This is a genomic window from Mycobacterium sp. IS-1590, from assembly GCF_001500025.1.
GTDB lineage: Bacteria > Actinomycetota > Actinomycetes > Mycobacteriales > Mycobacteriaceae > Mycobacterium.
The window spans coordinates 125,572-144,952 of the sequence record NZ_LQIW01000012.1 but is presented as its reverse complement, the minus strand read 5'-3'; the positions used below and the strand labels follow the sequence as shown (position 1 = coordinate 144,952).

The window sequence follows — 19,381 nt, the reverse complement described above, 5'->3', positions numbered from 1 at the left end:
GGTCAGCCCTCCGCCACCGGGACGCGGGCCAACAGTCCGTCGACCACCTCGCCGATCACCCGGACCGCCTCCGGCACGGCCGCTGCAACGGCATCCGACAGCCCGATACCCTCGTCGACGCGGTCGACTTCGCAGCCGATCACCACGGTGAAGGGCGGGGTGCCGCCGAGCGCGTTGAGGCTGGCGAACACCGCCGCGGGGTCCATCGCGTGCGCATCCAAACCGGTTGCGGCCCGGGCGTTGTCGAGGTCGGCTTCGAACACGTGGAGTGTGCCCGGCGTGCCGCGGTTCGGGATGGCGTCGACCAGGACCAGGGCGTCGCAGCCGTCGAGGAGGTCGTAGGCGAGGTGCATGCCGCCGATCCCGTAATCGGTGACCGCAACGTGTGGTCCGGCGAGGTCGGGCGGCACGCGGCGCATCACCTCGGGGCCGAAGCCGTCGTCACCGAGGAAGATGTTGCCGAGCCCGGCTACCAGAATTCGGGAGATCAAAACACCTCGTTCGCCGTCACATCCGGCGCATTCTCATGTAGCGCCGCGCATCCGGCACGGAGCGGATACCCACCGCCGCCGCCGCCACGGCCACCACCGCCACGACGCCTACCGCGATCCAGCCGATCACTTCCATTGCGGACTCCCTTCAACCAGAGGTTCGACCTCGTCGGGTGCAAAGTACAGGTAGCGGCCGTACCAGTCGTGCAGTTCGGCACCGGGATCGTCCTCGATGACGACGCCGATATGGTGCTCGCCGTCGACGTCCTCGTGCACCGAGGTGACGCGCGCGATCTTGTCGGCGTAGAACACGTCCTGCGCGTCGGCTCGCCGGGACGGGTGCAACCGCACACGGCTGCCACGGGCGACGCGAGTGTCGTTGACCAGCACGGCATCCGAGTCCGGCCGCACCGCCGTATCGGCCATCGGGTCCCACCACTCGATGCCGGTCGGGATCTGCGGGATCAGGCCCGGTTCCCCACCGGGCGCATGTGGGTCCCGCAGCACACCGTGCAGATCGAGCATCGCCTCGGGTGACATCGAGTCGCAGCGATCAATGATCGCCGCGGCGCGTTGATCGGTAGCGCGGGCCTGTGCTTTCTCGTCGTCGGTCATCGTCATGATGCGCAGCGTCAGGATCTCGTCGATCTCGGTCGAGTCGTAGAGCGCACCCTTGCTCTGCTCGGCGATCTCGGGGTGGTCGTAAAGGATGATCGGCGACGCGAGCACGAGATCCCGATGCGGCGCCGGGCCGGCCAGCACGGGAAAGCAGCGGTGTTGTCGGCACCGCGCCACGGCGGCGGAGGCCCTCTCCGGCGGTTCGAGCAGGGAGACGAATTCGCCGTCGGCCACCTCCAGCAACAGGTGGGTCCCGATCAGCGACACGGCGATCGCCTCGTCCTTGTCGCCGGCCGGTGCAGCGGTGTTGCACACGTCGAACGTGAGTCGCAGCAAGTCACCGTCCTGCTCGGCGGAGACGTCGAGCCGGCCGCTCAGCTCGCGACGCGTCCGCACCAGCCTGCCGCCCGCGACGGGCTCGATCTCACTGGCCGACGGAACCGAGATGTCCAGTGTGGCAGGCAGGCTCATCACCGGGAACGGGTGGATCGGGATCTCGCACTCGACCGCCTCGTCCCAGCTGACCCATGTGTCGGTTCCCGAACTCAGTTCGTCGACCGGTTCGAACCGTCCACCGCCGGCGTCGCGTTCGACACTGCGGTGCTGAAGCTGCAGAAACCGGATCACACCGGTCACCATCGGGATGCCGTGCGGGGTCAACAGAACCTGGGTGGACATCGAGGCGTCTTCGCCGATGGCGGCCTCCGCGGCACCGTTCGGCCCGAGAACGCCGAACTGCCAACGGGACTGGTTCTTGCGCGAGCTGGCTCGGTAGGGATACAACAGGTACCCCTCGTAGAGCACCGCGTCCGCGACGGCTCGGGCGTGATCCCAGTCTGCGGTCATCGAATCTCCTCTGCGGTGTGAACGGCCAGTAGCGAAACGATCGCGTCGTCGTAATCCAGAAGGCCGCGGGCTGATTTGAATTCCGACAGCGCAGCGATGGTGTCGTGACCCAGCCGCAGCCAACCCGTGTTGGGGTAGTGCACGCGCATCAGGTCACGCCACGTCGACACGGGCATGTCGTAGCGGTCCTCGCGATCCCAGGGAACCTGCTGCACGCGCAGGTTCTTCTCACCGCGGGTGAAAATTGTTCCACTGAACAGGAATTGGAGCGGAATCGTGCCGTCATGCAGTGCATGGAAGTATTTGGCCGCGGTCACCTCGAGGTCGTAGGTGCACTCGAGCGGCAGGTCGACCTGCGTGGTTCCGGTGAATCCCGGCACCATGGTGCTGGCATGTTGCCAGAGGAAGTTGTGTTGTGTGGTGTCCCAGCGTTCGCGGGGCCCGAACAGGTCGAGCAGTCCGAGCGCCTCGTCATCGGAGTATCGGCGACGCAACGGTTCGATGCGAACCTGGCAGCGCAGCGCGATGGCGTGCACGGGGTCGTCACCGTCGGAAGCGATACCGATCCGGGCGGTGAGCACGGGTGTGACCGCGTACGGTTCGGCGCGGATGTCGAGCACTGCGAAGGTCAGCTCTGGCACGGCGCCACCACCTTCGCCCGGTTACGCACGTGCTCGAAGAAGTCCTCGACGTAGCCGCGCACCTGCTGGCCGCCGTCGAATCCGCGCCACAGCTGACGGAGCCTGCCGACGAACTCGTAGCAGGCGTCGATGGGCACCAGAAAGCATTCCGGGGCCCGTCGTTCGTCGTCGGGCACCAGCACCAGCAGGGCCTCGGTGTCGTCGGCGAGCAGGTCCACCCGCGGGTCCGCCGCACGCACACCGTCCCACGCCCAGAGGTCCAGTTCGGACTCGGTCGCGCCCGCCGGCCCGGGATAGAAGGCGGCCACGCGATGCAGGCTCGAGTTGCGGAAGAAGAACGCCAGCCCGACCGGGATCTGAAGACGCTGCCAATCCCGGCGGTCCATCCCGAATCCCGGAAACGACAACCAGCGGTCGGGGACCGCACGATAGCGGAGCGCGGCCCTGGTGTCAGTAAACAGCAGATAACAGCCCCGGCACACGCACATCAGCGCCCGCGCTTCGACATTCACGACGTGCTGGTGCTCATCGGCAATCGTTTCGGTGCACATCTCACAGCGTTCGCCGGCGGGCGCGGGAACGCCGCGGTTGGCCCTGATCATCGCGAGCACGTCGTATGCGCTGGTCATGCCACACCCGCCTCGGTGGCGTGCGCGGCCATCGCGATCGACAGCACGCCGTCGCGCGCCAGCAGCGGAATCGGCTCCAGGTGAGCGACCGGGTCGGGGCCCTTGTCGACGCAGGCCCCGGCGTGCACGACGTCGAAATGGGCGTGGCAGCGCGGGCAGCGCAACACCGCCTCGCCGGTGGGAGACCCCATGCGACGGTGCAGCGCGGCACCGGCCAGCGATTCGCGGCAGACACCGCACCGGTCGCGATAAGCGAACACCTCCTCGCCGATGCGGCACGCCAGCACGGTGGTTCCCGCCACCGAGAATCCGCCCACTTCGCCGGGCGTCAGGTCGGCGAATTCCGGTACGGGGTGCCACGAGGCATGGCTGGGCGCGCGCTGCTGGACGCGGCTGAACAGTGTCGCCGGCGGTATCACGGTCGGACTCGACTGCGGTGCCACCACCTCGATCGCGGTGACCTCCGGTGCCGCCGCCCGAATCGCGTCCTCGACGGTCAACTCCAGGGTGGCCGCCGACGAGGGGCAGCTCTTACAGCTACCGGAGAACTGCAGACGAACGGTGAATCCGTCTGGGCCGTGCAGTGTTTCGAGGAGTGTCACGTCGCCGCCGTGCGAGCCGAGATACGGCCGCACCCGGTCCAGGGCATCCTCGACGCGCCGGTGGATGTCGTGCGGGTGCAACCCGTGCACCAGCAGCAGGCTGGCGACAAGGTCGTCGCCGGCCAGTCGTTCGGCCAGCGTGGCGTCGGCGCTCACCGCGATCCGCAGGATCCGTTCGAGCGCGGCCCCGTAGAGATCGGTAACCTCACCGACGAGTTGGACCGCGCGCTCGTGCGCGGCGGGGCCGCCCGCGGCGGACGCGTCAAGCAGGGCCTGTATTCGGTCGCCCGCCGTACGCCACTGCGCATCGTCTCGGATCGGCGGGGCCATTCCCTATTCCCCGGTGACGGACTGGGTGGGGGAGTGCAGCAGGTCGAGCGACTTCCCCTTACCCAGGTACATGTGCACGCCGCACGGCAGACACGGGTCGAAACTGCGCACCGTGCGCATGACGTCGATGCCCTTGAAATGCTCCCTGTCGTTCTCCTCGAAGATCGGCTGCCCTTGGACCGCGTCCTCGTAGGGTCCCGGTGTCCCGTAACTGTCCCGGGGGTTGGCGTTCCACGGCGTCGGCGGATACGGGTGATAGTTCGCGATCTTGCCGTCGCGAATCACCATGTGATGACTGAGGACTCCGCGGACCGCCTCGGTGAACCCGCAACCGATGCCCTCGTCGGGCACCTCGAACTTCTCCCAGGTCTTGGTTCGGCCGGCTCGGATTTCGGTCAACGCCTTCTCCGCGAAATGCAGGCCGCAGGCGGCCGCGTAGGCCTGGAAGTACGTCCGGGCGCGATTGCGTTCGAGCGTGTTGCTGCCGTACTGCGGAATCCTCCACTCGAGTTCGACCGGACCCTTCAGGGCCGTCTTGGGCAGGTTGATCTGCACGCTCTGACCGGTCGCCTTCACATAGCCGATGTCGACCAGCCCGGCGAGCGCAGTGGACCACAGCCGCGCCAACGGACCGCCGCCGGTGTCGAGCGCCAGGTGATCCGTGCCGTCAAACCAGCGCGGCGCCATCACCCAGCTGTAGTTGCCGTCGAAGTCGCGTTTCTGCGGCCGGGGATTGGTGTGCTGGTTCCAGGGATGGCGCCGGTCGATCGGATTGCCGAGGGGATCGGTCTTGACGAACATCTCCTGATCGGTCCAGTCGTCGTAATACGAGTGGCCCAACAGGATTCGGATGCCGAGGTTGATGTCGACCAGCGAGTGGGTGTGCAGCTTCCCGTCGATCACCACACCGGGCGTGACGAACATCGCGTCGCCCCAACGCTCCATGTCCTTGTACTCGAAGTTGCACACCTCGGGGTCCTGGAACGAGCCCCAGCAGCCCAGCAGCGTGCGGCGCAAGCCGACCTGGTCGTAGCCGGGAAGCGCTTCGTAGAAGAAGTCGAAGAGGTCGTCGTGCATGGGCACGACCTTCTTCATGAACTCGACGTAGCGCATCAGCCGCGTCATGTAGTCGGTCATCAACTGGACCGTCGCGGTGGTACCGATACCGCCGGGATACAGCGTCGACGGATGGACGTGTCGACCCTCCATGAGGCAGAACATCTCTCGCGTCCACCGACTGACCTGCAGGGCCTCGCGGTAGAACTCGCCGGTGAAAGGATTGAGCGCACGCATGATCTCGGCGATCGTGCGGTAGCCGTGCATGTCCGCATGCGGGGCCTGGGTGTTCTCCGCCTTGGCCAGCACACTGGGATTGGTCTCGGAGACCATCTTCTCGCAGTAGTCGACGCCGACCAGGTTCTCCTGGAAGATGTTGTGGTCGAACATGTACTCGGCGGCTTCACCGAGGTTGATCAGCCACTCGCCGAGATGTGGCGGCTTGACACCGTAGGCCATGTTCTGGCAGTAGCACGAGCACGTCGCATGGTTGTCACCGCAGATGCCGCAGATGCGGCTCGTGATGAAGTGCGCGTCGCGAGGATCCTTGCCCTTCATGAAGATCGAGTAACCGCGGAAGATCGACGAGGTGCTGTGGCACTCGACGACCTCGCGATTGTCGAAGTCGATCTTGGTGTAGATGCCGAGGCTACCGACGATCCGGGTGATGGGATCCCACGCCATCTCCACCAGTTGGCCGGGGTCGCGCTTCACGTGTGACGGCTCGGGGATGATGGTTGTCATCGAACTCTTCTCTTTCTTCAGATGAGGAGCGTCACAGGACATTTCGGAGACCGAAAGCACGCCTGCGCGCCCTCCGACGAGCCACACCTACCAGGTGCGGGTCGCTCCGGTCGTGAGTTGCGTGCCGCGATGGCGCCACTTCGGCTCTTTGTCGACGGTGCGGCCGGTGATATGGCGCAGGCTGCGGATCACCGACCCGTACAGGCCCGACGCCGCGGTGGACACCTTGCCACCGGGGGGTTCGTCCATGAACGGCATGAATTTGTCGGGGAATCCGGGCATGGTGCAGCCGATGCATATGCCACCCACGTTCGGGCAGCCGCCGATTCCGTTGATCCAGCCGCGCTTGGGTACGTTGCACTTGACGACCGGACCCCAGCAACCCAGTTTGACAATGCATTTCGGCGATCCGTACTCGGTCGCGAAATCGCCCTGTTCGTAGTACCCGGCTCGGTCACAACCCTCGTGCACGGTTGCGCCGAACAGCCACTGGGGCCGTAGCGCATCGTCGAGGGGGATCATCGGAGCCTGATCCGTGGCCATGTACAGCAGGTAGGTCAGCGTCTCGGCGAGGTTGTCGGGTTGGATCGGACATCCCGGTACGCAGACGATCGGAATGCCGGCCTTGGTCTTCCAGTCCCAGCCGAGGTAGTCCGGGACACCCATGGCGCCGGTGGGATTGCCCGCCATCGCGTGGATGCCGCCGTAGGTGGCGCACGTTCCGACCGCGACGACGGCAGTGGCCTTGGGCGCCAGCCGATCCAGCCACTCGCTGGTGGTCATCGGTTGGCCGGTGGCCGGATCGTTGCCGAATCCGCACCAGTAGCCTTCGGCCTTGATCTTCTCGTTCGGGATGGACCCCTCGACGACCAGAACGAATGGTTCCAGTTCACCCCGGTCGGCCTTGAAGAACCATTCGAGAAAATCGTCGGCGCCACCGTTCGGCCCGCACTCGAAATCGATCAGGGGCCAATGGACGGCGATTCTGGGCAGCCCGGGAAGAGCGCCGAGGGCGATCTCCTCGATGCTGGGCTGGGTGGCGGCAGTCAACGCCACCGAATCTCCGTCACAACTCAATCCGGCGTTGATCCACAGGACGTGGATCAAGGCCTCTTCCGCTTTGACTGCTGCCTCCGTTGGCATAGGTCACAGCTTCCTGGGGGCCGGGCTGGGGCCCTCACGACCGGGAGCCGGGCTGGGGCTCCCAACCTCACGTTGTGCCGCGGCGCCGAATTCCGGCGCTGAGTCTGGGTTTACTCCGGGGGTTATATCTTGTCAATGGGTGCGAGCGCAGAGGCCGAGTTCGCGCAATCGTCGATCCAGTCGTACCACCGCGCGACACCGTCGCCGGTGGCGGCCGACATGGTCAGTATCTGCGCGCCTGGGTTCAGCGAGCGTACATGGTCGCGGCATTTCTCAAGATCGAAAGCGACATACGGCAGCAGGTCGGTCTTGTTCACGATCACCAGTCCCGCCGCGGCGAACATGTGTGGATACTTCAGCGGCTTGTCGTCGCCCTCCGTCACCGAGATCACGACGACTTTGCTGCGCTCACCCAGATCGAACAGAGCGGGGCAGACGAGGTTGCCGACGTTCTCGATGAACAGAAGCGACCCCGGCTCGGGGTCGAGGGTCTCCAGTGCCCGTTGCACCATGGTGGCGTCGAGATGGCAGCCCGCGCCGGTGTTGACCTGTACGGCCCGCGCTCCCGCGGCCCTGATGCGTTCGGCGTCCAGCAGCGTCTCCTGATCGCCTTCGATGACCGCGACCGGGCGATCCGGGTGCAGATCGCGGATGGCGCGTTCCAGAAGGGTGGTCTTACCGGCGCCCGGCGAGCTGGTGAGGTTGAGCGCCAGGATGTTGCGGGCGGCCAGCCATGCGCGGTTCCGTTCGGCGAGCTCGTCGTTCTTGGCGAGCACCTTCTGCTCGAGCGTGATGGTCTCGGTGTGGACGTGTTCGCCTTCGTGGAGATGGTCATGCTCGTGAGGGTGGAGGTGGGTGTGTCCCGGCGTGGTGATGGTCGCACCGTCGTCGCCGCAGCCGCAGGTCGCGCACATGCTCAACTCACCTCCATCGAGAGAATCCTCAGATCCCGACCGGCGGTCACCTCGACATCGGCACTGCCGCAGGGACACAACAGAATCAGATCGGGTAGTTCGAAGCTTTGGCCGCAGGTGTGACAGCGCGCCGCGCCGGGTTGCACATCGAGGTCCAGGCGCGCGCCGTCGGCGACGGTGCCCGCGGTGGCGAGTTCGAAGCAGAACCGCATAGAGTCCGGTACGACGGCGCACAGCGCGCCGACCTCCAGCTTGACGCAGTGCACCCGGCGTCCCGCGGCGTGCTCGCACACCGCATCGACCACACTCTGCGTTATCGCCATCTCGTGCACGCGGACCCCGTTTCGGCCGGGATGACTTCACGATAGGCCGCGCGGCGCCCGCAGGAGCGGCCTATTCGACACGCAGCCCATCCCACGGCGTGTCTCACTTGAGTCGAACAGGTGTTCGTCTACTGTGGGCAGTGTTCGACGGCTAGATGCTGCTGGTCCGGCCGACTTGTCACAGAACTTGTCGGTGGCTGCCTCTAGCGTCACGGCCAACAGATCGAAACCGATCACCGAACAGCTAGACATCCGAAGGACGGAGAACCCCATGGCGCAGGCACCCGACCGCGAGAAGGCCCTCGAGCTGGCACTCGCGCAGATCGACAAGAACTTCGGCAAGGGGTCGGTGATGCGGCTCGGCGAAGAGGTCCGCCAGCCCATCTCGGTCATCCCGACCGGTTCGATCGCGCTGGACGTGGCCCTCGGCATCGGCGGCCTGCCGCGGGGCAGGGTCATCGAGATCTACGGCCCGGAGTCGTCGGGTAAGACCACCGTCGCGCTGCACGCGGTCGCCAACGCGCAGGCCGCCGGCGGTATCGCGGCATTCATCGACGCCGAGCACGCGCTGGATCCGGAGTACGCCAAGAAGCTCGGGGTGGACACCGACGCGCTGCTGGTCAGCCAGCCCGACACCGGTGAGCAGGCGCTGGAGATCGCCGACATGCTGATCCGTTCGGGCGCGCTGGACATCCTGGTCATCGACTCGGTGGCGGCGCTGGTGCCCCGCGCCGAGATCGAGGGGGAGATGGGCGACAGCCACGTCGGCCTGCAGGCCCGGCTGATGAGCCAGGCGCTGCGCAAGATGACCGGCGCGTTGAGCAACTCGGGCACCACCGCGATCTTCATCAACCAGCTCCGCGAAAAAATCGGTGTGATGTTCGGGTGTTTTGCCTATGGCACCCGGGTGCAGTTGGCCGACGGCACCACCGAGAAGATCGGCAAGATCGTCAACCAGAAGATGGACGTTGAGGTCATGTCCTATGACCCGGACACCGATCAGGTTGTGCCCCGCAAGGTGGTGAACTGGTTCAACAACGGTCCCGCCGAGCAATTTCTTCAGTTCACCGTCGAGAAGTCGGGCGGCAACGGCAAATCGCAGTTCGCGGCTACCCCGAACCACCTGATCCGCACTCCCGCCGGCTGGACGGAAGCGGGCGACCTCGTCGCCGGTGATCGAGTGATGGCCGCGGAGCCGCATCGACTCAGCGATCAGCAGTTTCAGGTCGTACTCGGGTCTTTGATGGGCGATGGCAACCTGTCGCCGAATCGCCGGGACCGTAATGGGGTTCGCTTTAGAATGGGCCACGGCGCCAAGCAGGTCGACTATTTGCAGTGGAAGACAGCGCTTCTGGGCAATATCAAGCACTCGACCCACGTAAATGACAAGGGCGCAACGTTCGTCGACTTCACCCCGCTGCCCGAGTTGGCTGAACTGCAGCGGGCGGTGTATCTCGGTGACGGTAAGAAGTTCTTATCCGAGGAGTACCTCAAGGCGCTCACTCCGCTGGCGCTTGCTATCTGGTACATGGATGACGGGACGTTCACCGTCCGTTCCAAGGGGCTGCAGGAGCGCACCGCGGGTGGCAGCGGGCGTATCGAGATTTGTGTCGAGGCCATGAGTGAGGGCACTCGGATCCGGCTGCGTGATTATCTGCGCGATACACACGGTCTGGACGTACGGTTGCGGCTGTCCGGTGCGGCCGGAAAGTCGGTGCTGGTGTTCTCCACCGCGTCCAGCGCGAAGTTTCAGGAATTGGTGGCCCCGTACATCACGCCCTCGATGGAGTACAAGTTGCTGCCTCGGTTCCGCGGTCAGGGCGCGGTAACACCGCAGTTCGTCGAGCCCACGCAGCGGTTGGTTCCGGCGCGAGTCCTCGATGTCCACGTCAAGCCACATACTCGATCGATGAATCGATTCGACATCGAGGTCGAGGGTAACCACAACTATTTCGTCGACGGCGTCATGGTGCACAATTCGCCCGAAACCACAACGGGCGGAAAGGCTTTGAAGTTCTACGCCTCGGTCCGGATGGATGTCAGGCGGATCGAGACCCTCAAGGACGGCACCGACGCGGTCGGTAACCGCACCCGGGTCAAGGTCGTCAAGAACAAGGTGTCGCCGCCGTTCAAGCAGGCCGAGTTCGACATCCTCTACGGCAAGGGCATCAGCAAGGAAGGCTCACTCATCGACATGGGTGTCGAGCAGGGCTTCATCCGCAAGTCCGGCTCGTGGTTCACCTACGAAGGTGAGCAGTTGGGCCAGGGCAAGGAGAACGCCCGCAACTTCCTGCTCGAGAACGTCGAGGTGGCCAACGAGATCGAAAAGAAGATCAAAGAGAAGCTCGGCATTGGCGCCGTGGTGACCGATGACGAAGTCCTGCCCGCCCCCGTCGACTTCTGAGGCCTCGCGCGAGGAGCAGGCGCGAAATGTGTGTCTGCGTCTGCTCACCGCGCGAGCGCGCACTCGGGCCGAACTGGCCGGCCAGCTCACCAAGCGTGGATACCCAGACGACGTCAGCGAAAAGGTGCTCGACCGGCTCGAACAAGTCGGCCTCGTTGATGACGCTAATTTCGCCGAACAGTGGGTCCGATCCCGGCGGGTGAACGCCGGAAAAGGCAGGCGCGCGTTGATTGCCGAGCTACGGACCAAAGGCGTCGACACGGACATCATCGAGGCGACGCTGGCCGACGACGAACCCGGTGCCGAACGCGCCCGCGCCGAGCGACTCGTGGCCGACAAGCTGCGCCGCGAAAAGCTGGCCGATGGCGACGACGCCAAGCTGGCCCGTCGGCTCGTCGGGATGCTCGCCCGGCGCGGCTACAACCAAACGATGGCGTTCGACGTCGTCAAGGTCGCTTTGGCCAACGAACGCGAGCGTCGCCAGGTCTAGGACTCCAGACCGTGGTCGAGAAGTCGAGTCCTCGGCGCACGTAGCGTGGCCGGTTGCAAGGAAATAGCCGACCGCGTAAGCATTTTGCATGCAGTTGTCCGTCAAGCTGGCGCCCACCTTCGACTACCCGGTCCTCGAGCGGTTCTGGCGGACCGCCGACGACCTCGGATTCCCGGCGGTGTGGAACTACGACCACTTCTACGGCCTGGTCGATCCCACGACGCCGACCCACGAGGGGTGGACCAGTCTCGCCGCGATGGCGGTCGTCGTGCGGCGCGCCCGCGTGGGCTGCCTGGTCAGCGGTGTCACCTATCGCAACCCCGCGGTGCTGGCGAAGATGGCCGTCACCGTGGACCACATCTCCGGCGGGCGACTGGACTTCGGTCTCGGGGCCGGCTGGCACGAGGCCGAGCACCGCGGTTACGGGATCGACTTTCCGCCGCCGGGACAGCGGGTCGCGATGGTCGACGAGGCGCTGACGGTCATCCGCAGGCTGTGGACCGAGGAGACGGTCGACTTCATCGGCCGTTTCTTCACGCTGCAGCAGGCGCTCTGCGATCCCAAGCCGCTCCAACGTCCGCATCCGCCGATCGTCGTTGGCGCGTCGCAGCCGAAGATGTTGCGCGTCGCGGCACGCCACGCCGACGAATGGAACATGCCGAGTACCTCGCCCCAGGAATGGGCGGCCGCCAGCCACGGTCTCGACGAGGCGTGCGCGGCCGAAAGCCGTGACCCAGCGTCGATCCGACGGGGCGTGCAGTTGTTCCTGCATCCGGAGCAGCCCGATCAGGTCGACGCCCAGCTGGACTCCCTGGCCGATTACGGCCGACTCGGCTGCCAGCACGTCGTGTTGTCCTTCTATCAGCCGCCCGACGACGAGTTGCTGGCCCGATGCGCGGAACTGGCCTGATCACACGGCTTTAGCGCCAGGTGCGCCCTCCTGCTCGACGGCCTCGGTCTCAAGCGGCGTCGGACCACGACGCGAACGCCGCATCCGCGCTTCCACCCGGGTCGCCACCCAGGACAGCGTGAAGTTCACGGTGATGATCAACAACGCGACCACGATCAGCGCTGGCAGCAGATTGCTGTAGGCGGTACCCATCTGCACGCCCTGGCGCACGAGTTCGAGGAACGTGATGATGTAGCCGATCGCGGTGTCCTTGAGGACGACGACGAGTTGCGAGATCAGCACCGGCAGCATCGACGTGATCGCCTGCGGCAACAGGATCGAGCGCATCGTCTGGCCCCACGTCATGCCGAGGGCATAGGCCGCCTCCGACTGGCCGCGGGGCAGGGCGTGGACGCCGGCGCGCACGATCTCGGCGATGACTGCGCCGTTGTAGAGCGTCAGCCCGGTGATGACCGCGGCGAGCGCCAGATGCCTGGACGGGAACATGTCGTAGGCGGCGTACAGCGCGAACGCGAACAGCATCATGATCAGAACCGGTACGGCACGAAAGAATTCGACGATGACCGCGCACGGCCACCGAAGCAGGCCGTGTGTCGAGAGTCGGCCCACACCGAGCAGCAGACCGAGTATCAGCGCCAGCACGATCGACACCGCCGCGGCGGTCAACGTGCCTTGCACGCCGGGCAGTACGTACGTCCTCCACAGGTCGGCCGTCAGGAACGGCTTCCATTTGGCCGCCGTGAGCTGATCCTTGGCCGCCATCTGCACGAGCACCGCGACCAGGACCAGCGCGGTGACGACGATGACGATCGCCGACACGAACCAGTTACGAACCCGCGCCCGCGGTCCCGGAGCGTCGAAGAGGACAGAAGCCGAACTCATCGGTTGACCGCCATCCGTTTGCCGAGCCAGCCGAAGAACAGTCCGGTCGGCAGTGTGAGGACGACGAAGCCGGCTGCGAAGATCGCACCGATGGTGAGGATCGCCGCGGTGTTCTCGATCATCTCCTTCATCAGCAACGCCGCCTCGGCCACGCCGATCGCCGAGGCGATCGTGGTGTTCTTGGTCAAGGCGATCAATACCGACCCCAGCGGAATGATCACGGCTCGAAAAGCCTGTGGCATCAGGATGAGCCGCAGATTCTGCCCGAATGTCAACCCCAACGACCGCGCCGCCTCGGCCTGGCCCAGCGGCACGGTGTTCACCCCGGAGCGCACCGTCTCACAGACGAACGCCGCGGTGTACAGCGCCAGGCCGAGCACCGCCAGGCGAAAGTTGCTGTCCTCGATCGACGTTGGCGAGTTCGGGTCGACCAGCGTGATCCCCATAGTGCCGGCCAACCCGAACGAACAGAACAGGATGATCAGCGTCAGCGGAGTATTGCGCACCACGTTGACGTATGCCGTTCCGAGCCAACGCAGCACCGGCACCGGCGCCAGCCGCATCGCGGCCAGCACCGTGCCGAGCACCAGCGCGCCGATGCCGGAGTAGACGGTCAGCTGAATCGTCGTCCAGAACGCCTCGACGATCTGGCCGACGGTGTAGCCGGGGAGAACCTCCACGTGACCTCCTTGCGCGGGGGAGGTCTGTCAGCTCTGGTTGATCTGCGGGGGCTGCGGCGCGGGAATTCCTGCCGCCCCGAGGTTGTCGTCCCAGGCCTTCTTCCATGCGCCTTCCTGAATCATCTTCGCGAGCGCGTCGTTGATCTTCGTCAGCAGCTCGGAATCGCCCTTCTTCAAACCGATCCCGTAGCGCTCCTCGGAGAAGGTGCCGCCGACCACCTTGAACGCGCCGGGGTTCTGCGCGGCATAGCCGGCAAGGATCACCTCGTCGGTCGTCACCGCGTCGATGCCGCCGTTCTTCAACGCCTCGATGCACGCCGAGTACGTGTCGTACTGCTGCAGCTGTACGCGGGGGTACTTGTCCTTGATGCGTTGCGCGGGTGTGGATCCCGAAACCGAACAGAGCTTCTTGTTGTTCTCCAGCGATGCCTCACCGGTGATATCGGTGTTGTCGGCGCGCACCAACAGGCTCTGGCCGGTGATCAGATACGGTCCGGCGAAATCGACCTTTTTCTCCCGCGCCTCGGTGATCGAGTACGTCGCGACGATGTACTTCACCTGCCCGTTCTGGATCAGCGTCTCGCGTTGACCGGATGGCGCTTCCTTCCACTCGATCTTGTCCTCCGGATAGCCGAGCTGCTGGGCGACGTACTTCGCCACGTCGACGTCGAAGCCGCTCATGCTGCCGTTGGGATTCTTCATTCCGAGCCCGGGCTGGTCGAACTTGGTGCCGATGACGATCGTGTCGCCGTCGCTCCCACCACCGCAGGCAGTGGCGGACAGAGGCAGCGCGACGGCGAGCGCGAGCGCTCCCAGAACGCGCCTGGAGATCGATGGCATTGGAGATTCCTTTCGACTAGTGGTGAAGGATCTTGCCGAGAAAGTCTTTGGCACGGTCGCTTTGGGGGTTGGTGAAGAACTGATCCGGTTCGGCCGCCTCGACGATCGCGCCGTCAGCCATGAACACCACCCGGTTGGCCGCGCCCCGGGCAAAACCCATCTCGTGCGTCACGACCAACATCGTCATCCCGTCTTTGGCCAGCGACGTCATGACGTTGAGCACTTCGTTGATCATTTCGGGGTCCAGCGCGCTGGTCGGTTCGTCGAACAGCATCACCTTCGGGTTCATCGCCAAAGATCGCGCGATGGCCACCCGCTGCTGCTGGCCACCGGACAACTGCGCCGGGTACTTGTCGGCCTGATTCGCAATGCCCACCCGCTCGAGCAGCTGCATCGCCTTCTCGCGGGCCTCGTTCTTCGATTTTTTGCGCACCTTCATCGGAGCCAGAGTGACGTTCTCGAGGATCGTCTTGTGGGCGAACAGGTTGAAGGACTGGAACACCATGCCCACGTCGGACCGCAACTCGGCGAGCTTGCGTCCCTCCTCGGGAAGCACTTCACCGTCGATCGTGATCGTGCCCGAATCGATGGGTTCGAGCCGATTGATGGTGCGGCACAACGTCGACTTGCCCGAGCCCGACGGACCGAGCACCACGATCACCTCGCCGCGCTCCACGTCGAGGTTGATGTCTTTGAGCACATGCAGGCTGCCGAAGTGTTTGTTGACATCCGAGATCGAGATCATCGGCACGCTTGACTGAGTCGGATTGACCTCTTTTCCGTCCGACTCGCTGGTCTTCATGGGTGCAGACCTTACCGAGGGAAGGGCATGCCTGCCCGGAACTCGTCAATCCGCCCGGGTCGGCGCACCGCCGGGTCCGTACCATGGGGCCGTGACTTCGATGGTGACGCGACAGGGAGCGGCCGACGTGGCCGTTCGCCCACACGCGACCGACGAGTCCTCACGCGCGCCGGCGACAATCCGCACGTACCAGGTCCGCACCTACGGCTGCCAGATGAACGTGCACGACTCCGAGCGACTCGCGGGATTGCTGGAAGGCGCCGGGTACCAACGCGCCGCCGAGGGCGAGGACGCCGATGTCGTCGTGTTCAACACCTGCGCCGTGCGCGAGAACGCCGACAACAAGCTCTACGGCAACATCAGCCACCTGGCGCCGCGCAAGCAGGCCAATCCCGATATGCAGATCGCCGTCGGCGGCTGCCTGGCGCAGAAAGACCGGGCCGCCGTGCTGCGCCGGGCACCGTGGGTCGACGTGGTGTTCGGCACACACAACATCGGGTCCCTGCCCACGCTGCTCGAACGGGCCAGGCACAACAAGGCGGCCCAGGTCGAGATCGTCGAGGCGCTGCAGGAGTTCCCGTCCGCGCTGCCCGCCGCCCGCGAATCCGCATATGCCGCTTGGGTGTCGGTGTCGGTGGGCTGCAACAACACCTGCACGTTCTGCATCGTGCCCGCGCTGCGCGGCAAGGAGGTCGACCGTCGGCCCGGCGACGTGCTCGCCGAGGTGCAGACGCTCGTCGAACAAGGCGTGCTCGAGATCACGCTGCTCGGCCAGAACGTCAACGCCTACGGCGTCTCTTTCGTCGACCCCGAAGAGCCGCGGGACCGCGGCGCGTTCGCCAAACTCCTGCGCGCCTGCGGGCGCATCGACGGACTGGAACGGGTGCGGTTCACCTCACCACACCCCGCGGAGTTCACCGACGACGTCATCGCCGCGATGGCCGAGACGCCGAATGTGTGCCCGACGCTGCACATGCCGCTGCAGTCCGGGTCCGACCACATCCTGCGCGCGATGCGACGGTCCTACCGCGCCGAGCGCTACCTCGGCATCATCGACCGCGTCCGCGCGGCGATACCGCATGCGGCGATCACGACCGACCTCATCGTCGGCTTTCCGGGTGAGACCGAGGAGGACTTCCAGGCGACGCTCGATGTCGTCGAGCAGGCGAGGTTCGCCAGCGCGTTCACCTTCCAGTACTCCAAGCGGCCCGGCACCCCCGCCGCCGAGTTACCCGATCAGATTCCGAAAGCCGTTGTGAGCGAACGCTATCAGCGTTTGATCGACCTCCAGGAGAGAATCTCGCTCGAGGAGAACCGCGCGCTGGTCGGCCGCACCGTCGAAGTCCTGGTGGCTGCCGGGGAGGGCCGCAAGGACGCCTCGACGGCCAGAATGTCGGGCCGTGCCCGCGACGGCCGCCTGGTGCACTTCAACCCGGAGCGACTCGACATCCGCCCCGGCGACGTCGTGACCACGACCGTGACCGGCGCCGCACCGCACCATCTGATCGCCGATTCGGCCGTGCACAGCCATCGGCGCACCCGGGCGGGCGACGCCCACGCCGAAGGTCGGCGCCCACGCACCGGAGTGGGCCTGGGCATGCCGGGCATCGGCGCACCGACGACACCCGCTACCGCGACGGGATGCACACAGTGACGACGCCCGGCGACAACGGTTTCGAGGAGTTCAAGGGCGACATCGAGGCCGCCGAGCGACGCGTCGCGGGCGAGATCGACCCCGGCGCACGAGCCCTGGTGATCGCCATCGGGGTGTTCGTACTGCTGGTGTCGTTCATCCTGCCGCACACCGGCGACGCGCGCGGTCTGGATGTGCTCGTCGGCGGCGAAACCGCGCTCCGCGAGGGAATCACCCTGCCGTTACGGGTATTCGCTTGGCTGGTACTGGTATTCGGCGTCGGCTTCTCGATGCTCGCGCTGCTCACCCGGCGATGGGCGCTGGCCTGGATCGCGCTGGCGGGCTCGACCGTGGCGACGCTTCTCGGTTTGTTGGCGGTGTGGTCGCGCCAAACCGCCCCCGACCGTTACCCGGGTCCCGGAATCGGGCTCATCATCGCCTGGATCGCGGTCGCGGTGGTGACGTTCCACTGGGCCAGGGCGGTGTGGGCGCGCACCGCGCTGCAGTTGGCCGCCGAGGAGGAACGGCGCAGGGCCGCCGCGGAGCAACAGAAGAAGGGTCTGCTCGAGAACCTCGACGACGACGACGGCTCGACCGACGGCTGACCTACCCCTCGGCGGCCGCACCGAATGGCCTATTTCTGAGTGGGACAGGCCTCGATCGGAACCTTCATCACGAGGTCGCCCTGCTTGTCGAAGTGAAACGTCATGTCCACCGACTTGCCCGGCGTCGCCGATTCCCGAAGCCCCTCGACTCTGGCCGTGAAGGGTTGGTCTGCGGCGCCGTCGGTGACGTCTTCGATCGGTTGGCCGGCGGCGATCGACGTCTCGGGCGGAATCTCCAGCGTCGCATCGGGAGACAGCCGAATCGCCTCGGCGGCGGGTGTCTCGATGCCGAGCAGGCGTTCGGGCTCGGTGATCCGGTTGTTCGTCACCGTGAACGTGAGCGCCGCCGCATCGCCGACCTGAATGGCGCACGACCCCGGTATGAAGCGCGGCACGATGAAGGCATTCTCGACCGACGTCGTCTCGGTCTCCGAACCCGCGCCCCGGTTCGACGAGTCCATGTTCGGATCGCCGCCGCAACCGGCGACCAGCACGCTCGTCACCAAACCGGCCGCCGCAACGCGACGCCGTGAAACGGTAAGTGTCTTCATCTGAGTTGCCGATCTCGCGGCAAAGCATCCCGGCGAGTCGAAGCGCGGCAGGCACAGCCAGTCGACCCGGGAGTGGGATCGGCGAGGTCTTCCACTCGCAGAGACTGGGCTTTGGTCGGGTCAACGGTGAGAGCTTGCATGGTGAGAAGAGTTGCCCGCGAACCGCGTCCCTATACGTTCGGCAGCCGACCGGCGCACCGGGCCCACTGCGCCTACTTCTGTTTGCTGAATTTGCGAGTCCGGGTTCACGGGTTCTTATTAGAGTCCTTTCAGGTTGCGGTATTCCTGCGCCGATAGTCTGCACGTACAGGCCGGTCGACAGCGCCCAGCCGAACGGTGGGCGGGCCGGTCCGACGTCAATACCGAGAGGGGAGGCTGTCATGGTATCGGCCCTGATGGAGGCTGGCAATCGCGTCGATTTCGTGGAACCGACGGGCGGCACGGGCGCGGTGGGGACTCACGAAGACGACTACGACGACGTGCACCCGCAGTGTTGCGAGCTGCGCCGCACGCCGGAGGGGGCGCGACGGGATTCGCTTCGTTGCCAGATCATCACCAGATGTTTGCCGCTGGCCGACCATATCGCGGGCCGCTTCGCCGGCCGCGGCGAATCGGCCGACGACCTGAGGCAGGTGGCCCGGCTGGGCCTGATCAAGGCGATCGACCGCTACGACCCAGGCAAGGGGCCGTTTCTCGGCTACGCCGTACCGACGATCATGGGCGAGGTTCGCCGCCACTTCCGCGACCACACGTGGGTCATGCACGTGCCCCGCAGGATCAAGGACACCCGCCAGCGCGTTTGCGCCGCGATCGGTCCGATGTCACAGCGTCTCGGCCGAGCACCGACGGCCACCGAACTGGCCGCCGAGCTCGGTGTCGACCGAGACGAGGTGGTGCAGTCGGTCGACGCGGCTGTCGCGTACCGACCGTCGTCACTCGACGCGGCGGCACCCGGTGATGGGAAATCCGAACCGGCCGCCGCGCGACAGGGCCTCGACGACCCGCGCTACAGCAGCGTCGAGGACGCGCTGACCGTCGCCGGACTGGTGAGCACGCTCACCGAGCGTGAACGGCTGATCCTGCGGCTGCGGTTCTGTGAGAACCTGCCGCAGAGCCAAATCGGCCGGCGCCTCGGCATTTCGCAGGTACAGGTATCGCGGCTGCTCGGCGCGACGCTGGAGCGGCTGCGGCAATCCTGCCGCGAGGAATCCGCGGCAATGGGTATGTCAGGCGCATGATTGTGCTTC

The 19,381-nt window shown here is 65.7% G+C and carries 21 protein-coding genes; 6 read left to right on the top strand and 15 right to left on the bottom strand.

From position 1 onward, the window contains the following. Positions 1–2: 2 nt before the first annotated feature. The 10 genes from AU197_RS10155 to AU197_RS10115 form a co-directional block, all read right to left on the bottom strand. On the bottom strand, positions 3–491 hold the full coding sequence (locus AU197_RS10155; protein ID WP_064402455.1) for a hydrogenase maturation protease: 489 nt from the start codon (positions 489–491) through the stop codon (positions 3–5). A 16-nt stretch (positions 492–507) separates the two neighbouring features. Beyond that, the gene (locus AU197_RS26890) at positions 508–627 is read right to left on the bottom strand and encodes a DUF6893 family small protein (RefSeq protein ID WP_371259254.1); all 120 of its coding nucleotides are present in this window, start codon (positions 625–627) and stop codon (positions 508–510) included. Then, on the bottom strand, positions 618–1,955 hold the full coding sequence (locus AU197_RS10150) for a hypothetical protein (RefSeq protein WP_064402453.1): 1,338 nt from the start codon (positions 1,953–1,955) through the stop codon (positions 618–620). Before AU197_RS10150 ends, AU197_RS26890 begins: the two co-directional genes overlap by 10 nt. Further along, the gene (locus tag AU197_RS10145; RefSeq protein ID WP_064402451.1) at positions 1,952–2,596 is read right to left on the bottom strand and encodes a DUF6084 family protein; all 645 of its coding nucleotides are present in this window, start codon (positions 2,594–2,596) and stop codon (positions 1,952–1,954) included. Before AU197_RS10145 ends, AU197_RS10150 begins: the two co-directional genes overlap by 4 nt. Continuing rightward, positions 2,584–3,225 carry a DUF5947 family protein gene (locus AU197_RS10140; RefSeq protein ID WP_064402449.1) on the bottom strand — a complete coding sequence of 214 codons (642 nt, stop codon included), beginning with the start codon at positions 3,223–3,225 and terminating at the stop codon, positions 2,584–2,586. Before AU197_RS10140 ends, AU197_RS10145 begins: the two co-directional genes overlap by 13 nt. After that, on the bottom strand, positions 3,222–4,157 hold the full coding sequence (locus tag AU197_RS10135; protein WP_064402448.1) for a NifU-related iron-sulfur-binding protein: 936 nt from the start codon (positions 4,155–4,157) through the stop codon (positions 3,222–3,224). The genes AU197_RS10140 and AU197_RS10135 overlap by 4 nt, the downstream gene beginning before the upstream one ends. A 3-nt stretch (positions 4,158–4,160) precedes the next feature. Continuing rightward, the gene (locus tag AU197_RS10130) at positions 4,161–5,957 is read right to left on the bottom strand and encodes a nickel-dependent hydrogenase large subunit (protein WP_064402859.1); all 1,797 of its coding nucleotides are present in this window, start codon (positions 5,955–5,957) and stop codon (positions 4,161–4,163) included. Positions 5,958–6,044: 87 nt separating this feature from the next. Beyond that, positions 6,045–7,100 carry an NADH-quinone oxidoreductase subunit B family protein gene (locus AU197_RS10125; RefSeq protein WP_064350945.1) on the bottom strand — a complete coding sequence of 352 codons (1,056 nt, stop codon included), beginning with the start codon at positions 7,098–7,100 and terminating at the stop codon, positions 6,045–6,047. A gap of 122 nt (positions 7,101–7,222) precedes the next feature. Beyond that, complete coding sequence (gene hypB, locus AU197_RS10120) at positions 7,223–8,014, bottom strand: hydrogenase nickel incorporation protein HypB (RefSeq protein WP_064402446.1); 792 nt, start codon at positions 8,012–8,014, stop codon at positions 7,223–7,225. A 2-nt stretch (positions 8,015–8,016) separates the two neighbouring features. Further along, entirely contained in the window at positions 8,017–8,346 is a 330-nt protein-coding gene (locus tag AU197_RS10115) for a hydrogenase maturation nickel metallochaperone HypA/HybF (RefSeq protein ID WP_064350943.1), read from the bottom strand. A gap of 262 nt (positions 8,347–8,608) precedes the next feature. Here AU197_RS10115 and recA point away from each other — a divergent pair, with 262 nt between their 5' ends. The 3 genes from recA to AU197_RS10100 all read left to right on the top strand — a co-directional run bounded on the left by recA (position 8,609) and on the right by AU197_RS10100 (position 12,141). Then, entirely contained in the window at positions 8,609–10,741 is a 2,133-nt protein-coding gene (gene recA, locus AU197_RS10110) for an intein-containing recombinase RecA (protein WP_064402444.1), read from the top strand. Continuing rightward, positions 10,707–11,231 carry a recombination regulator RecX gene (gene recX, locus AU197_RS10105; protein ID WP_064402443.1) on the top strand — a complete coding sequence of 175 codons (525 nt, stop codon included), beginning with the start codon at positions 10,707–10,709 and terminating at the stop codon, positions 11,229–11,231. Before recA ends, recX begins: the two co-directional genes overlap by 35 nt. An 88-nt stretch (positions 11,232–11,319) precedes the next feature. Continuing rightward, the gene (locus AU197_RS10100; protein ID WP_064402441.1) at positions 11,320–12,141 is read left to right on the top strand and encodes a TIGR03560 family F420-dependent LLM class oxidoreductase; all 822 of its coding nucleotides are present in this window, start codon (positions 11,320–11,322) and stop codon (positions 12,139–12,141) included. On the opposite strand, the gene AU197_RS10095 is transcribed toward AU197_RS10100, so the two are convergent. The 4 genes from AU197_RS10095 to AU197_RS10080 are packed head-to-tail and all read right to left on the bottom strand — an operon-like array spanning position 12,142 to position 15,288. Next, positions 12,142–13,023, bottom strand: a complete 882-nt coding sequence (locus tag AU197_RS10095) for an amino acid ABC transporter permease (RefSeq protein ID WP_064402439.1) — start codon at positions 13,021–13,023, stop codon at positions 12,142–12,144. It lies immediately after the preceding gene. Then, positions 13,020–13,703, bottom strand: a complete 684-nt coding sequence (locus tag AU197_RS10090; protein WP_064402437.1) for an amino acid ABC transporter permease — start codon at positions 13,701–13,703, stop codon at positions 13,020–13,022. Before AU197_RS10090 ends, AU197_RS10095 begins: the two co-directional genes overlap by 4 nt. A gap of 27 nt (positions 13,704–13,730) precedes the next feature. Further along, a complete protein-coding gene (locus tag AU197_RS10085) occupies positions 13,731–14,543 on the bottom strand; it encodes a glutamate ABC transporter substrate-binding protein (protein ID WP_064402435.1) in 813 nt (270 codons plus the stop codon). Positions 14,544–14,559: 16 nt separating this feature from the next. Further along, on the bottom strand, positions 14,560–15,288 hold the full coding sequence (locus tag AU197_RS10080; protein WP_064402858.1) for an amino acid ABC transporter ATP-binding protein: 729 nt from the start codon (positions 15,286–15,288) through the stop codon (positions 14,560–14,562). 157 nt (positions 15,289–15,445) lie between these two features. On the opposite strand from AU197_RS10080, the gene miaB reads away from it, so the two are divergent. Beyond that, complete coding sequence (gene miaB, locus AU197_RS10075) at positions 15,446–16,999, top strand: tRNA (N6-isopentenyl adenosine(37)-C2)-methylthiotransferase MiaB (RefSeq protein WP_064402434.1); 1,554 nt, start codon at positions 15,446–15,448, stop codon at positions 16,997–16,999. Beyond that, positions 16,987–17,583 (top strand): Rv2732c family membrane protein, encoded by a 597-nt coding sequence (locus AU197_RS10070; RefSeq protein ID WP_064402431.1) that lies wholly within the window; start codon positions 16,987–16,989, stop codon positions 17,581–17,583. The genes miaB and AU197_RS10070 overlap by 13 nt, the downstream gene beginning before the upstream one ends. Before the next feature lie 29 nt (positions 17,584–17,612). On the opposite strand, the gene AU197_RS10065 is transcribed toward AU197_RS10070, so the two are convergent. Then, positions 17,613–18,134: a copper chaperone PCu(A)C domain-containing protein gene (locus AU197_RS10065; protein ID WP_067089976.1), complete on the bottom strand. Its 522-nt coding sequence runs from the start codon at positions 18,132–18,134 to the stop codon at positions 17,613–17,615. Positions 18,135–18,514: 380 nt separating this feature from the next. On the opposite strand from AU197_RS10065, the gene AU197_RS10060 reads away from it, so the two are divergent. Beyond that, positions 18,515–19,372 carry a SigB/SigF/SigG family RNA polymerase sigma factor gene (locus tag AU197_RS10060; RefSeq protein ID WP_231744886.1) on the top strand — a complete coding sequence of 286 codons (858 nt, stop codon included), beginning with the start codon at positions 18,515–18,517 and terminating at the stop codon, positions 19,370–19,372. Positions 19,373–19,381 lie beyond the last annotated feature (9 nt).